The 14,771-nt window shown below is 56.3% G+C and carries 15 protein-coding genes; 5 read left to right on the top strand and 10 right to left on the bottom strand.

The features are described from left to right. The first annotated feature begins 65 nt into the window (after positions 1 to 65). Both erpA and ACYVB2_RS13440 read left to right on the top strand, forming a co-directional pair. Positions 66 to 431, top strand: coding sequence for an iron-sulfur cluster insertion protein ErpA (erpA, locus tag ACYVB2_RS13445; protein WP_382433813.1), 366 nt, complete (start codon positions 66 to 68; stop codon positions 429 to 431). A 168-nt stretch (positions 432 to 599) separates the two neighbouring features. Further along, the gene (locus tag ACYVB2_RS13440; protein ID WP_382433811.1) at positions 600 to 1,037 is read left to right on the top strand and encodes a hypothetical protein; all 438 of its coding nucleotides are present in this window, start codon (positions 600 to 602) and stop codon (positions 1,035 to 1,037) included. Positions 1,038 to 1,055: 18 nt separating this feature from the next. Here the strand turns inward: ACYVB2_RS13440 and ACYVB2_RS13435 are convergent, their stop codons facing one another. The 7 genes from ACYVB2_RS13435 to ACYVB2_RS13405 form a co-directional block, all read right to left on the bottom strand. Beyond that, positions 1,056 to 1,961 carry a 5'-nucleotidase gene (locus tag ACYVB2_RS13435; protein WP_382433809.1) on the bottom strand — a complete coding sequence of 302 codons (906 nt, stop codon included), beginning with the start codon at positions 1,959 to 1,961 and terminating at the stop codon, positions 1,056 to 1,058. A gap of 13 nt (positions 1,962 to 1,974) precedes the next feature. Further along, positions 1,975 to 3,204: a type II secretion system inner membrane protein GspF gene (gene gspF, locus ACYVB2_RS13430; protein ID WP_382433807.1), complete on the bottom strand. Its 1,230-nt coding sequence runs from the start codon at positions 3,202 to 3,204 to the stop codon at positions 1,975 to 1,977. Positions 3,205 to 3,349: 145 nt separating this feature from the next. Continuing rightward, positions 3,350 to 5,077, bottom strand: coding sequence for a methyl-accepting chemotaxis protein (locus ACYVB2_RS13425; protein WP_382433805.1), 1,728 nt, complete (start codon positions 5,075 to 5,077; stop codon positions 3,350 to 3,352). A 75-nt stretch (positions 5,078 to 5,152) separates the two neighbouring features. Further along, complete coding sequence (locus tag ACYVB2_RS13420) at positions 5,153 to 6,112, bottom strand: aliphatic sulfonate ABC transporter substrate-binding protein (RefSeq protein ID WP_460536938.1); 960 nt, start codon at positions 6,110 to 6,112, stop codon at positions 5,153 to 5,155. 448 nt (positions 6,113 to 6,560) lie between these two features. Further along, positions 6,561 to 7,562 (bottom strand): LLM class flavin-dependent oxidoreductase, encoded by a 1,002-nt coding sequence (locus ACYVB2_RS13415; protein WP_382433801.1) that lies wholly within the window; start codon positions 7,560 to 7,562, stop codon positions 6,561 to 6,563. Between the two features lie 50 nt (positions 7,563 to 7,612). Further along, positions 7,613 to 7,792 carry a hypothetical protein gene (locus ACYVB2_RS13410; protein ID WP_382433799.1) on the bottom strand — a complete coding sequence of 60 codons (180 nt, stop codon included), beginning with the start codon at positions 7,790 to 7,792 and terminating at the stop codon, positions 7,613 to 7,615. Continuing rightward, on the bottom strand, positions 7,789 to 8,511 hold the full coding sequence (locus tag ACYVB2_RS13405; protein WP_382433797.1) for a helix-turn-helix domain-containing protein: 723 nt from the start codon (positions 8,509 to 8,511) through the stop codon (positions 7,789 to 7,791). The genes ACYVB2_RS13410 and ACYVB2_RS13405 overlap by 4 nt, the downstream gene beginning before the upstream one ends. Positions 8,512 to 8,601: 90 nt before the next feature. Between ACYVB2_RS13405 and ACYVB2_RS13400 the strand changes: the two genes are divergently transcribed. The 3 genes from ACYVB2_RS13400 to ACYVB2_RS13390 all read left to right on the top strand — a co-directional run bounded on the left by ACYVB2_RS13400 (position 8,602) and on the right by ACYVB2_RS13390 (position 11,627). Next, positions 8,602 to 8,970 carry a response regulator transcription factor gene (locus tag ACYVB2_RS13400; RefSeq protein ID WP_460536933.1) on the top strand — a complete coding sequence of 123 codons (369 nt, stop codon included), beginning with the start codon at positions 8,602 to 8,604 and terminating at the stop codon, positions 8,968 to 8,970. Positions 8,971 to 8,975: 5 nt separating this feature from the next. Then, positions 8,976 to 9,743 carry an HD-GYP domain-containing protein gene (locus ACYVB2_RS13395; RefSeq protein WP_382433793.1) on the top strand — a complete coding sequence of 256 codons (768 nt, stop codon included), beginning with the start codon at positions 8,976 to 8,978 and terminating at the stop codon, positions 9,741 to 9,743. A gap of 108 nt (positions 9,744 to 9,851) precedes the next feature. Further along, complete coding sequence (locus ACYVB2_RS13390) at positions 9,852 to 11,627, top strand: sensor histidine kinase (protein ID WP_382433791.1); 1,776 nt, start codon at positions 9,852 to 9,854, stop codon at positions 11,625 to 11,627. Here ACYVB2_RS13390 and ACYVB2_RS13385 read toward each other — a convergent pair whose 3' ends face one another. The 3 genes from ACYVB2_RS13385 to ACYVB2_RS13375 are packed head-to-tail and all read right to left on the bottom strand — an operon-like array spanning position 11,628 to position 14,272. Beyond that, a complete protein-coding gene (locus tag ACYVB2_RS13385) occupies positions 11,628 to 12,326 on the bottom strand; it encodes a DUF484 family protein (RefSeq protein ID WP_382433789.1) in 699 nt (232 codons plus the stop codon). 6 nt (positions 12,327 to 12,332) lie between these two features. After that, positions 12,333 to 13,205 carry a diaminopimelate epimerase gene (gene dapF, locus ACYVB2_RS13380; RefSeq protein WP_382433787.1) on the bottom strand — a complete coding sequence of 291 codons (873 nt, stop codon included), beginning with the start codon at positions 13,203 to 13,205 and terminating at the stop codon, positions 12,333 to 12,335. A 44-nt stretch (positions 13,206 to 13,249) separates the two neighbouring features. After that, a complete protein-coding gene (locus tag ACYVB2_RS13375) occupies positions 13,250 to 14,272 on the bottom strand; it encodes a metallophosphoesterase (RefSeq protein WP_382433785.1) in 1,023 nt (340 codons plus the stop codon). Between the last annotated feature and the right edge of the window lie 499 nt (positions 14,273 to 14,771).

Raw genomic sequence — 14,771 nt, 5'->3', positions numbered from 1 at the left:
CGCCTGAATGGCCGACTGTTTTTAAGTAGTATTTGGGTGCGTTCCCAAAATCCCGGAGATTCCCCATGAGTGCTGTAGCCCAAGCCCCCCAAACCGAAGAAATGCCCGCACCCATCCTCTTTACCGACAGTGCCGCCGCCAAAGTAGCCGACCTGATCGCCGAAGAAGGCAACCCCGACCTCAAACTGCGTGTATTTGTGCAAGGTGGTGGCTGCTCGGGTTTTCAGTATGGTTTCACCTTTGATGAAATCGTCAATGACGACGACACCACTATGACCAAGAATGGCGTCTCGCTGCTGATTGATGCCATGAGCTACCAATATCTGGTGGGTGCCGAGATCGACTACAAAGAAGACTTGCAAGGCGCACAGTTCGTCATCAAAAACCCCAATGCCACCACCACTTGTGGCTGTGGCTCGAGTTTCTCCTGAGTAGGCACTCCAAAAGGAGTGCAATTTGCTACCTGCTGGATGAAAATGGGGACATCCTGAAAAAAGGCTTCATTTTTGCGATGATCTGCCGTTATAGCAATACGAGACGGCGATAAAGCCTTCTGTGGGGCCGCCGGTTTTTACCCATCATTGCTACGGGGCATCGCCATGCAAATTCCTCCCGTTGACCGATCACCATCGTGGCGCACGATCAGCTCTGATCTGTCTACCACCGGCGCGTCCGGGGCCGTGCCCGTGCGCCCCATCAACAATCCCAACCCAGTTGAATCGATGGATCGGCTCGGTGAGGGGGCCATCGTCAAAACACCCGACAAGCCCTCCGACACCGATGGGCCTAACCGCGACTGGACAACACCAGAAGAGAAAAAACTGGTGCAGGAGCTGCCTCCAGAACCGGAGCCAGAGCCCATTTACAAGCAGTTACTGGACTTTATCCAGTCCATGTGGCGAGCCAGTGGCACCGCCATCGAGATGGCCCAAGAGATCAACAAAATGACCTTGCAAGAGCGTATGGCCTTGCAAGCCAAGAACGATGCCGACCTGACCTACTCCGACCCCAAGGTCAAGCGCACTGGGGGGCTGTAGTGGCCCTGAGTGCCTGGGTCACGGCACGTTGGCAATCCCACTACTGACATGGCCTGCTGGTACATGGCGAGCCGCAGAGGTCACATGGCCGGTTTGGTCATCAAAGAAAAAATCCGGTTCAAACTCACGCAAAAATTCGCCCTTGGGCAGGCCGCCCAAAAACATGGCTTCATCTACGGCAATGTTCCAATCCATCAGGGTGCGGATGGCGCGTTCGTGCGCCGGGGCGCTGCGTGCTGTGACCAAGGCCGTGCGTAAGCGCATCCCACTGCTGCCGCTGGCCTGCTGCAAGCGGTGCAAGGCGGCCAGCAAGGGCTTGAATGGGCCTTCGGGCAAAGGCTGGGCCGCTTTGTCGCTCTCGTGGCGCTGAAAGGCATCGAGTCCTTGGGCTTGAAACACGCGCTCGGCCTCGTCTGAGAACAGCACGGCATCACCATCAAACGCAATACGCACTTCTTGCGGATGGGCGTTGCCTGCTTGGGCTGATTCAGTCAACACCCGTGCAGCAGGGTAGCCCAAGTGCAGCGCCTGGCGCACATCGGCCTCATTGGCAGACAAAAACAAATGTGCCCCCAAAGGCCGTAAATAACCGAAAGGCTCACGCCCTTGGGTAAAAACACCACGCTGCACACTGGGTAACCCGTGGGCTTGGCAAGAACGGAACACCCGCAAACCACTGACGGGATCATTGCGCGACAACAGCACCACCTCGACCCGTGCCTGCTCTGGTGTATTAAAAGCCAGCAGCTTGCGCACCAGCGAAAAAGCGACCCCTGGGGATGCGGCCACCTCTAGGCGCTCGCGCTGCAAGGCCCGGTAAGCGGCATCGTTATCACGGTCAAAAACCGTGTTTTCCTCCTCAAAATCAAACAAGGCCCGCGAAGAAATAGCGACCACCAACTGGTTTTGCAAAGAGGCACTCATGGCTTAGCAACAGTTATTTGACAAATTGGTTGAGTTGAATGATGGGCAATAGCACGGCCAGCACAATCAGCATCACCACCAGCCCCATCGTCACAATCAGCACAGGCTCCAAGATGGTGGCTAACTGCATGGAACGGCGCTGCACCTCGGCAGAGAGTTGCTGGGCTGCCCGTTGCAGCATTAGAGGCAACTGCCCCGTCTGCTCACCCAACCGGGCAAACATGGCTACCAACCCCGGAAAACGCTTTTTCTGGGCCAATGCCGACGCCAACGGCGCACCCTCACGCACCAGCACCAGCGCCTCCAGTGCATCGGCGCGCATAGCGCGGTTGTTCAGTGTCTCTGCCGCCGCCTGCAAAGCCTTCAAAATGGGAACTCCCGCACCAGCCAACATAGCCAAGGTGCTGGCAAAACGAGCGGCGTTATAACTGCGTGCCAAGCGCCCCAACAAAGGCAATTGCAACCAAGCCGCATCTACCTTTTGTCGGAATACCTCCCCCGCCAGCATCCAGCGCCAACCTACAGCCCCCAAAAGCAGCACCAGTAGCAATGCCCCACCGTACTGGCGCACTGCGCTACTCAAAGCCAACATGGCCACCGTGAGAAAGGGCAAAGCCCGTTTGGTGCCAGCAAACACGCTCGCTACCTGGGGCACAACATAGGTCACTAAAAACAGCACAATTACCAGGGCCAACAAGGTCACGATGGCGGGATAGAGTGCAGCCCCCATCAGCTTGGCGCGCAAGGCTTGGCGTTCTTCCAGATCATCGGCCAGACGTTCCAGCACCAGCCCTAGGCTGCCACTGGCTTCTCCCGCACCAATGACGGCACTGTAAATATCAGAAAACTCCTGTGGGTGCTGTTGTAAAGCGCGGGCAAAGCTAGCGCCTGCATTCACTTCGGCCCGTAAAGCAGCCAGCAAGTGGTGCTGGCGTTCGTCTTCGGCCTCATCGGCCAAAGCGGTGAGTGCCCGCTCCAACGGCAGACCAGACACCACCAATCCCGCCAATTGGCGCGTCCACACCGCCAAACCCGTGGCATCAAACACCGGACGGGTCAAAAGCCGCTGGCTCCATGATGGCGTACTGCCACCCACAGAGCCGACTTCCACCAGTGCCACGGCCAAGGGCACCAGAGCTTGGGCACGCAACTGGCTGCGTGCAGCCTTGGCCGTATCGGCCTCCAGCACACCAGTGCGGGTCTGGCCCTGGGCATCCAGGGCTTCAAAAGAAAAAGCGGGCATAGGCAGCAGTTGGGCGTTCAGGACACAGCGTCAAGCCGTGCATGGTAGCGGCTGACGCCCCCAACCTTATGACCAGACGCTGCCTTGCAGGCACATGCACGCCCGCCACACCCCACCAATCATGGGCGGGAACTGTGGCGAATACTCAAAAGCTTTCCCAGTCGTCCTCGGCTGCTTTGGTTTTACCAGGTGCTGGCTTCATCAATGCGGCGGGCTTACTGGCTTGGTGTGGCACCGCTGGTTTGGGGGCTGCAGCCACCCGAGGTGCCGCACCGGTGCGGGGCAATGGTGCTGCCACGGGTGCTGCCCGTAACGCAGCTTGGCGCGGAGCGGCATTTTGCGCGCTGAAGTCCAACTTGAACACACTCACCGCCTGCACCAAGTCTTGGGCCTGTGCCTTCAGGCTGGCAGTGGCTGCAGCCATTTGCTCGACCAACGCCGCATTTTGCTGTGTGGCATGGTCCATCAGTGTGACTGCCTCGCCCACCTGGGCTACACCGTTGGCCTGCTCACTGCTGGCAGCACTGATCTCGCCCACAATATCGGTCACATGCTTAATGGCACTGACCACTTCGTTCATGGTCTCACCCGCCTTGTCCACCAACACTGTGCCGTATTCGACCCGCTCCACACTGGCATTGATCAAGCTTTTGATTTCTTTGGCTGCATCTGCCGAACGGCCAGCCAAACTGCGCACCTCAGAGGCCACAACGGCAAAACCGCGTCCTTGCTCACCAGCACGGGCCGCTTCTACTGCGGCATTCAAGGCCAAAATATTGGTTTGAAAGGCAATACCATCAATCACACTGATGATGTCGGCAATCTTGCGGCTAGACTCATTGATATCTTTCATGGTCTCCACCACCTGCCCCACCACTTCGCCGCCCCTGACGGCTACATTTGAGGCATTCACAGCCAATTGATTGGCTTGGCGGGCGCTGTCGGCATTTTGTCGCACCGTAGAGCCTAATTCTTCCATAGAAGCAGCCGTCTGCTCCAGAGCACTGGCTTGGCTTTCAGTGCGGGTAGACAGATCGCTATTGCCTTGGGCAATTTCACTCGATGCGGTAGCAATGCCATCGGTGCCAGTGCGCACTGCACTGACAATTTTTACCAAGCTGTCATTCATGGCCTTCATGGCCGCCATCATTTGCCCAGTTTCATCATTGGATCTGACTTCTATTTTGCTGGTCAAATCACCTGCTGAAATGGTGTTGGCAAAGTTTCCGGCAAACTTCAACTGGTGAATCAAATTACGGGCAATGACAAAAATCATCCACCCCACCACAATACCAATCAGGCATGTCACTACCACAGACACCCAAATGGCAGAAGAAATCTCAGACCGTCCTTCTTGAGCCACCTCTTTAGATATAGTATCACTGAGCTTCATGTGCTCAACAAAAGAATCTCGCAATTTGATTTCGTTGGGCTGATTTTTAACGATCAGATCGCGCGCTTCATCAAATAAATTTCCACGCGACATCTCCAGAACACCCTGCACCCCTTTGTAGTAAACCTCTAATGCTGCCCGATGTTGATCCAACATTTTTCTATCGGCAGAACCAGAAGCAAACACTTCGTAACCCTTGAGAGACTCCTTCACATTCTCATAATCTGCCTTGATATATTTTTCAATATCAGATTTTGCATTATCATCTGCACTCAAAACATGCAATGATGTATGTGCTCGCAGTTGGCCAAATTCATCAATAGCTTTGGATAATACCAACACACTGGGAACCGTATTGAAATTACCTTTATTGGTAACTTCATAAACCTTGTTCATCTTCAGATGACCAATAAACCCGACCAACATCAGGCCGATCAAAGACAAACAAAGTGTCAAATACAAGCGTTTTGCGATGGACATCGTTGCAATGCTCCCAGTGCTGCAAATGGACATCGCGGGGCCAGCCCGCGATGTAATCAAGGTTTTTTCTACTGCTTACTTCATGAATTCGCTGGTGATCAGCTCATCAATCGCCTTGTTGCCCACGGCCTCTGAAGACACCAGCTTCTCTTGCACCAAAACAGGAAGCCCAGCCTTCAAGGATTTAATGTGGGTTGCACCGGGGGTGGGATTGGAAAAGTCGTTGCGCTTGAGCTGGGCCTTGGCCACTGGCAGGCTGATCTTGGCTTCTTCAGACATCAGCTTGGCTGTTTCTTCTGGATTGGCAATAACCCAAGTACGTGCCTTTTCATAAACCCGAATCACACGCTTGACGGTGTCTGGATACTTGCTCACAAACGACTCATTGGCATTCAAGAAACCAAAGCTAGAAAAATCAGGATTACGGTACAAGACCTTGGTTCCCGCTTCAATGGTAGAAGCTGCCTGATGGGGGTCTAATGCCATCCAAGCATCTACCTCCTTATTTTCAAGTGCTTTGCGTCCGAGCGAGTGCGCCAAATTGACAATCGTGACATCGGCTTTACTCATGCCATTCATATCCAATGTCCGAAGGAAGAAGTTATACGCATCTGTGCCAGGGGTGGCTGCAATCTTCTTGCCTTTCAAATCTTTGACACTGGTGATGGTCGAATCTTTCTCGATGGTAAGTGCCACCCAATCTGGCTTGGAAAACACATACACAGCCTTGAGCGGTGCTCCATTGCTGCGTGCCATCACAGCAGACAATCCGGCAGCCGAACCAAAATCAATGCTGCCTTTTTTCAGAAAATCAATCGCATTGCTGCTACTAGGACTGAACACCCACTTGACTGGAATATTGTCTTTTTTGAATTCTTCTTCCATCCAGCCCATCTTTCGCACTACCAAACTGGTAGGAGAATAGCTCGCATAGTCTACCCGAATTTCTTTGGGGTTTTCGGCAGACGCAGAAAATGGTATGACCGAGAAAACACCAGTAACAACCAAGCCTAGCACTTTTCCGTAAACTTTCATATTTTCCTCTTTTCTGGTTTGTACCGCACTAGATCTATGCGGATTGCTGAAACAGCAGGTTTGCATTCAAAAACAGCAGCCACAAAAAAACTTGGAACTAATTTCCTTTTTTGCTTCTCCAAGGTCTACCACAAGTAATGATTAAAAAATAGGCACCTGTGGTGCTCTGTAGCATAACGCAATTCCAGTATCAGAATGTCCTGATTCATCATTCATCTCATGCTGATTTCATTTAAGAAATTTCTGATTCAGAATTACAACCTCCATTCTTTGTGATAACACATGGTGTTTCTTGCAAAAATCATGTAGGCATTCTTGGGGAAAGCCATCAGAAAATTCATGGCTACCACTCCAATAGATAAAACGATTTATTCTTATTTATATTTAATTTATCACTCCAAAAAAAATCAGGCTCCATTGGAGCCTGATTGGGAATGTGTGCAGACTATTACTGTCTGATTTGGGCTGCAGCAATGTCCAGTGACCGCAGACGCAATGCTGGGTCAAACACATCACAGACCAACATGAACTCATCGGCCTGCGTTGTCTGCCACAGTGCATCAAATCCAGCCCGAACCGCCTCAGGGCCACCAATGACAGCCGCTGCCAAGAAGTCAGCAATACCAGCCTGTTCTTGAGCACTGATCTGGGCACCAAAGTTCTCTACTGGGGGCTGCAAACGCCCGCGCCGTCCGGTCAGAATGCCCAGCACACGTTGATAGGTGCTACTGGCCAGATAAGCCGCTTCCTGATCCGTAGGGGCGGCAATGACTGGCACACCAACCACCACATAGGGCTTATCTAATGCAGCTGATGGCCGAAACAATCGCCGGTACAGCTCAATTGCCTGAAGCAACATACGCGGGGCAAAATGGGAAGCAAACGCATAGGGCAAGCCCATCTGCGCTGCCAGCTGTGCCGAAAACAGGCTAGATCCCAGTAGCCAGAGGGGCACTTGGGTACCCGCTCCAGGCATAGCCACAATACGCTGGCCGGGTTGCACCGGCCCCAAAAGGCGCTGCACTTCGGCCACGTCGCGTGGAAAATCCTCTTCCATTTCAACACGGTCGCGGCGCAAAGCCCGCATGGTAGGGCCATCTGTGCCGGGGGCACGGCCCAGCCCCAGATCAATGCGACCGGGGTACAGCTCGGCTAAGGTGCCAAAAGCCTCAGCCACCACCAGTGGAGCATGGTTAGGCAGCATGATGCCACCGGAGCCCACACGGATGGAGGTGGTCTGTCCTGCAATATGGCCCACCAGCACCGCAGTGGCCGAGCTGGCAATGCCAGGCATGTTGTGGTGTTCAGCCACCCAATAACGTCGGAATCCGAGTGCCTCGACATGCTGGGCAGTACGCGAGGCAATATCCAAAGCTTGGGCCACGGTGCCGCCTTCACGGACGGCCACCAGATCCAGCATGGACAGGGCAGGGCGATGAAAAGTAGTCATGGTGCCATTGTGGCGCTTGTGCGCAGACACCATACAAGCCACTGGCCTAGTTACTGCCCCGCAGATGTGGGCTTTTGCGCATTCACAGGATTGGCAGCGGCCGCACTGGGCGTGGCCTGTGCAGCCGATGGTGACGCGCTTTGGGCGGCCTTGAGCAGCATGGCCGACAGGTCGGCACGGATTTTTTCTGCTTGGGATTGCAAGGGGGTGGGGTTGGTACTTTCAGTCATTGCGCGAATCTACCACCAATGGCAGGCCAAGCACAGACATCTGTGGCCTGTAAGCTCGTGGCCAGCAATGCGGGCAGCTCCTGCACCAGTTGTGGCTTGTGGGCCACGGGCACCCCTGCCAACGCAAAAGCATACCGGGCTTGCTCTACAGCATCCAGCCCTGTCAGCACAATCAACTGACTGCCTGCAAACTGTGGGTGCGAACGCCAGCGGCTGATCAATGTGCTGCCGTCAATGCTGGGCAACACAATATCGACCAAGAGCACTTGGGGCTGCAATTGCCCTGCCATGACCAAGCCCACAATGCCATCGTCTGCCACATACAGTTCCACTTGGGGAAAATGGTGGTGGAGCAACTGCCGAACCAGATTTTGGATATGGACGGAATCCTCGATCAGCAACACCTTGGGCCTACCAACGCCCTTGCAGGCTACCGAGGAGAGGTGATCTGAAGCGACTGCCGCCACCGAAGGCGGCTGCACTGCCGAGCGCACCACCGTCAGTGGCGTCCCCAGCGGGTTGGGTGCCTGACGCTGGGCCAGCCACCGTTGCACCGAAGCCCGCGCAATGCGCCGATGCCCACCCGGTGTTTTCCAGGCCTCAAGTTCGCCCCGGTCGACCATCAACTGCACAGAACGCACAGCCAACCCCAGCGCCTGCGCTACATCGCGGGTACTGCAACTTTCGGGCAATAAAGAAACTTGCTCTATGCGGGCCATTAGAAAATTCTATCATTTCTAAATCTATTTTTTGATAGATATGATAAAATTACCAGTGTACCGTGTCTCTACTTTCCAAAAAACTGCATCATGGGCAAGCGCATATTGATTGTCGAAGACCATGCCGATATTCGCCGGCTGATCCGCATGACCCTGGAATTCGAAGACCATGAGATCCATGAGGCAGCCAATGCAGATGAAGGCTTGGCCCAGGTGCGTCTTGTCCGTCCTGATTTGCTGCTACTGGATGTCATGATGCCGGGCAGCATGGATGGTTTGGATCTGTGTCGTTTGGTCAAGTCAGACCCAACACTGGGCCAGCCCAGCGTCATTCTGCTCACAGCGCGTGGACAAAGCCAAGACGTGGAGGTAGGCATGGGGGCTGGAGCCAATGCCTATTTGCTCAAACCCTTTAGTCCACTCAAACTGATAGAGACCATCAACAGCTTAGAAGACTGATGTCCATGTCCCAAGCCGTGCGCACGCCGGAGGCAACACAATTCGATGCGGCAGCCGCTGACCAAATGGAGAAAATCATCTCTGATTTGGGGCGCATGTACCACGAACGCAACGAAGCCCTTCAGGAGGTGGCCCGCGCCCACCACGAGGCGCTGTTTCGGCTGGCGATGGCAGCAGAATACAAAGATGACGACACGGGTGTACATATCGTGCGTATCGGGTTTCTGGCCGAGGCACTGGCCCTGTATCTAGGGCAGTCGGTGTCGTATGCCACGCTGCTGCGCAAGGCGGCACCGATGCACGACATCGGCAAAATCGGCATTCCAGACAACGTGCTCAAAAAACCCGGCCCGCTCAACCATACTGAGCGTGAGGTGATGAACCAGCACCCCGCCATCGGCGCCGATATTTTGGGTAAGTCGCGTATCGCCCTGTTCCAGATGGCCTCCGAAATCGCCTTGGCCCACCATGAACGCTGGGATGGTCGGGGCTATCCTTCAGGGTTGGTCGGTGAGAGCATCCCCCTGTCTGGACGCATCGTCACAGTGGTGGACTTTTATGACGCCCTGACGATGGACAGGGTGTACCGCAATGCCTTCAGCAATGAGAAGGCGCTGGAAATGCTGCTGTCGGAGCGGGGACGGGCTTTCGATCCAGCCGTGGTGGACTGCTTTATGGAGCACAGCGACGCGCTGTGGGCATTGCGCCAGCGCGTCACTCTGCATCGCATGACTTTTGCCGATTTGGTCACCGACAACCCCTTGGGACGCTAAGCATCCAACTCGCTCTTGCACCTGTTTGGGTGACTCCGATATTTTCAATTTCTGTTCTGTTCATTGGCCCGGCACCAACAGGCCATTGACTTCTTCTGCGGCCTCCCCATGAAAGCTTCCGCGCCCTCTGCCCATGTTGCCAGTCGGCACCGCACGCCCCGCCATGCAGTGATGGTCTACGGCTTCAGCCTGTTTGTGTTGGTTGTAGTGTGGACTACTGTGGTCACGGTGCTGTACTGGCAGTGGCAGGCTACACAAGAGACCGAACTGCGCCAAAACATCAACATGGCCCGCGCCATCAAGGAACATACTTTGCGGGTCTTAGAGACGATGGATCAGGCCGTGCTACGCCTGCAAACCCTGGCGGCCGAGCACAAGCCACAGCCACAGGACTACCTGCGCACGGCCAACGAGACCGGCTTGGTGCCCGACATCATGACGCAATTGTCATTTGTCGATGCAGAAGGGTACTTTCAGGGCAGCAACCTGGATCCCGACGGCAAACGCAGTGGCAAGATCTCACTCAAGGATCGCGAACATATTCGGGTACACCTGCAACCGCGTGAAGCCGATCCAACCTCACGCGAGCTATGGGATGGCCTGTTCATCAGCAAACCTTTGCAAGGCCGTGTGTCTGGGCAATGGACCATCCAGCTCTCGCGCAAAGTAACCGGGCTGGATGGGCATACCGTGGGGGTGGTAGTGGCTTCGCTCAATCCCGTACATCTGTCCAATGTTTACAGCAATGTGCAACTGAGCCCAGGGGCGGGTTTGATGCTGGCGGGGCTGGACGAGATCATCCGGGTGCGGGTGATTGATGGCATGAGCTCTGGCGTGGGTGAGCGCACCCCTGCCGCGCTGGCAACTGCCATTCTGGAAAATCTGGATGGCACCATCATTGGCACTGGCAACGATGGCGTCGAGCGCATCGTGGGCTACAGCCGGGTCGGCAATTACCCACTCACCGTCATCAGCGGCACCACAGTAGAGGAAGCTTTTAGCCGCTGGCGGGCCAATCGCAATGTGCTGCTGGTAATGTCCACCTTGGCCAGCCTGTGTGTGGTGGCTTTTTTGGCACTTTTTCGCAGCAGCGTTCGTGAACTGGCACAAAGCCATGAGGCATTGGTACACAGCGAGGCCATAGCCCAACAGGCCAGCCAAGCCAAAAGCGAATTTTTGGCCGCCATGTCCCATGAGCTGCGCACCCCCCTGACCAGCATCAAGGGATTCTCAGAACTGATTGCCCTGCGCAGCAAAGACACAGCCATTATTGAGCAAGCCGGTCTGATCAGCCATGCCGCCACCCACCTCAATAGCCTACTGACCGAAATTTTGGATCTGGCCCGGATTGAAGCCAATGCCATGCCCACCCACCCTGTGCCCGTGGTGCTGCACGATGTCCTGCATGAAGTAACTGCCCTGTTTGAAATCAGTGCCTTAGCCAAGGCATTGCATCTGCATTGCTCTGTGGCCCCTGGAGTGCCCGAGCGCATGGTGACCGACCCGCTCAAGCTCAAGCAAATTTTGAACAATCTGCTGTCTAACGCCGTCAAATTTACGGAGCAAGGGCATATCGACTTGCATGTCGAACTCGATAGCACCGGACAATCTTTGCTGCTGCATGTGCGCGATACCGGCCCAGGCATTGCCCCCGAACTGCACGAACGCATTTTTGAGCGTTTTCGCCAAGGCAATGCCCGCACCAGTTATGAGCATGGGGGCACTGGGCTAGGCCTAGGGTTGTCACGCGGACTGGCACAACTGCTCGGTGGCACTTTGACACTGCAATCCACCACTGGGGCGGGTGCCTGCTTCACGCTGTCGCTGCCGCTGGTGCTTCCAGAGGCGCTGCCCACCACGGTCGCAGCCACCACCAGCGCCTGATCAACGCAGGCGTGCTAGGGCTGCACTGGCCGTCTCGGCAATGCGTGTCAGAAAATCGGTGCCCATCGTGGCCTCAAAGCGGTGTGGGTCCTCTGAGGCCAGCACCAACAGGCCAAAGGCCGGGGTGGCGTGCTCCATCGGGCCATCGCGCAGCGGCAACAGCGCCAGCGATTGCACCATGTCGCCATCACGCAACCAGCCCACCGGCTCAAAGCCCAAATTGGGGCCGCAAAAAGGCATGGTCAGGGAGGAGGCAAAGGCGCGCACGTCGTGGCTGGCACCCATGGCAAACGGTGCATTGGCGTAGGCCTGAGAGACGCCCCAGATACGCATGGCAGCTTGGGGTACCTCAAACTGGCGCCGAATGCCTTGCACTACCATCTCAGGCAAAGAGGGCGGATGCGTGACGCGTTGCAGGTCACAGGCCCACTGGTGCAGGCGCTGGTCAATCGACATGTTTTGCTGGCCGTTGTGCACCATGTCCAGAATGCGCTGCTCCAGATCGGCAATTTTGGCGCGCAGGCGCTCGGCTTGGCGCTCTTGCAAACTGACGGCCCGATGCCCATGCGGGCTGATGATCTGCACGTTGGTCAGCAACTCGGCATGGCGCTCAAAAAACCCCGGCGTCTCCATGAGGTAATCGGCAATGTCCTCTTCGGTGATCGGGGCCATAAAAGGGGTGGGGTCGTGGGCAGTCATAGGGTGTCAAAGGGTATCGGGTAGTTCGATCTGACCTTGAAAAACGAAGGTGGCCGGGCCGGTCATCAACACCGCATCAGTAGGCTGACCGCCCCAGGCAATGCTCAAGCGCCCACCGTGGGTATCTACATCCACCCGTGCATCTAGCAAACCCAGGCGGATGCCAGCCACCACCGCAGCGCAGGCGCCGGTGCCACAAGCCAGCGTCTCGCCTGCACCACGCTCATACACGCGCAGGCGAATGTGGTCGCGGGCCACCACTTGCATGTAGCCCGCATTGACCCGCTGCGGAAAGCGCGGGTGGTGCTCAATCAACGGGCCGGTGGTGGCGACGGGGGCCGCATCCACATCGGCCACAATCTGTACGGCATGGGGATTGCCCATCGACACCACACTCACCATCACTGTAGGGCCCCCGTTGCCCAGCTCCAACGGCCAGTGCTGTCCTTGGCCTTGCTGTTGGGGTTGTAGACCACTGGCCTCAAAAGGCACACGGGCGGGCTCTAGCACCGGGCAGCCCATATCCACCGTCACACGGCCATCGGGCGTCAGCTGGGGGGCAATCACGCCAGAGCGGGTTTGTACGCGGATAGTGTCCTTGTCTGTCAACCCGCAGTCACGCACATAGCGGGCAAAACAGCGCGCACCGTTGCCACATTGTTCTACCTCACCCCCATCAGCGTTGTGGATCACATACTCAAAATCGATGCCCGGCCCCGGCGAGGGACGCACCGTGAGAATTTGATCAGCACCCACGCCAAAGTGGCGGTCACCCAGCAGGCGGTAGTGCGCTGGCGTCAGGCCCAGACGGCCTTGGGTTTCGTCGAGCACGACAAAGTCGTTGCCCGCACCTTGCATCTTGGTAAAGCGGATCTGCATAGGGGGCCATTATCGTTGCAGGCTTGGCCTGACTGTGATGTGCTTCAGTGCAGTTGCAACACATCCACCCTAGGCACCACACCCAACCTTGCCGGTAGCCCGATAGTACCGACCCCCGTGGTAACAAAGAGTGTCCCAGCCGGCGTGCTATAGCGGCCCGCATACCAGCCGTAGGCACTGATGCCTGGCAACACGCGGTGTTGCGTGATCCACGGCAGGGTGATCTGCCCACCGTGGGTATGGCCGCTGAGTACCAATGTGGCAGCATCTGTGGGCAATAAGGCGGCGGTATCAGGCTGGTGCGCTAGCACCAGCCGAGGCCGGTTGGGGGGTGCTGATGGCAACAAACGGGCAATATCGGTGCGCGGGTCAGCCCCCCACAAATCGCCTAAGCCCACAATCTCCCAACCCTTGAAAGAAATCGCTTGGCCCTCCAGCAGCTGCACACCGTGGGTTTGCAAGGCGGTGCGCAACACGGAGGTCAGTGGTGGGCCCGGAGACTCGGTATCGTGGTTGCCCAATACCGCCCACACCGGATGGCGCAACTGGGCCAATGGAGCCAAAGCAGTTTGCAAATCCAATGGTGGGTCATAAGTCCAGTCTCCTGCCACCACCACTGCATCAACTGCTTGGGCATTGAGCACTTCCACCAACCGCTCCAACTGCCAACCACGCACAAACAACCCCAGATGCAGATCAGCCACCAGCGCCAGCCGCAAAGGTGGGCTGCCTGCGGGCAAGGCCAGCGGGTGCGTGCGCACCACCAATAAGCGTGGCTCGACCAAGGCGCCCCAAGCTGCTACTGCCAGCACCACCAGCCCCAGCCCATGCTGCCCACGCCGCCCTGCCGACCGATGCAGCCCTATCAGCATCCCCAGCAACCAAGGCAACAAAGCCCACGATGCCCAGAAAATCCACAACTTAAACCAGACCACCACCACTCGCCCAGGCTCAGTCCAACGCCCCTGCAAATCCCACCCTGCCAACAGAGCCGCCAGCAAACACCACCATGCCCCCAGACGGTAAGCAGCCCCAAGCACAGAGCCACTGCGGGCAGATATGAACAAGGAAACTAGCAACTCGACTTCCTCCGCGCCCTAAAGGGCAGAGACTCCCTCTACAGACGTGCGATGCCCCGCACGGACGCTGGATTGGCTCAGGATATTTTTGACTGCATTCTTATCCCGATGGTGCCCACAGCCACAGTCCACACAACCCCCGTGCTTTACTCCAAGGTTTGCGATACCTTTCGGCCTCGAATCGTGCCATGCACTGCGATGCGTACAGTCTTGCGACGACAACGCTTGATTTGGCGTTGCCCACAGCGATGCCATCGTCTTAGTCAAAGCAGGTGCCATCTTTGATTTTGCTTTTGGGCAGGGAGCGCGCACCTAAGACACGGAGGCGGTCGCCAGCCAAAAATTTGACGCAACAGCGGCAAACCTTGGTGCTCATGGGGGCAACGCTTTGTGTCCGCATTGTCTCAGCATTTTCAACCCCTAGTGCGGCCTCTTGGCTACAGGCCTTTCCTCGCCGGCATCCATACCAATCTTGGAGCATTGGATG

This window comes from Giesbergeria giesbergeri (assembly GCF_054779375.1).
The sequence above is the reverse complement of the archived record's forward strand: the minus strand, read 5'-3'. Positions and strand labels throughout refer to the sequence as shown.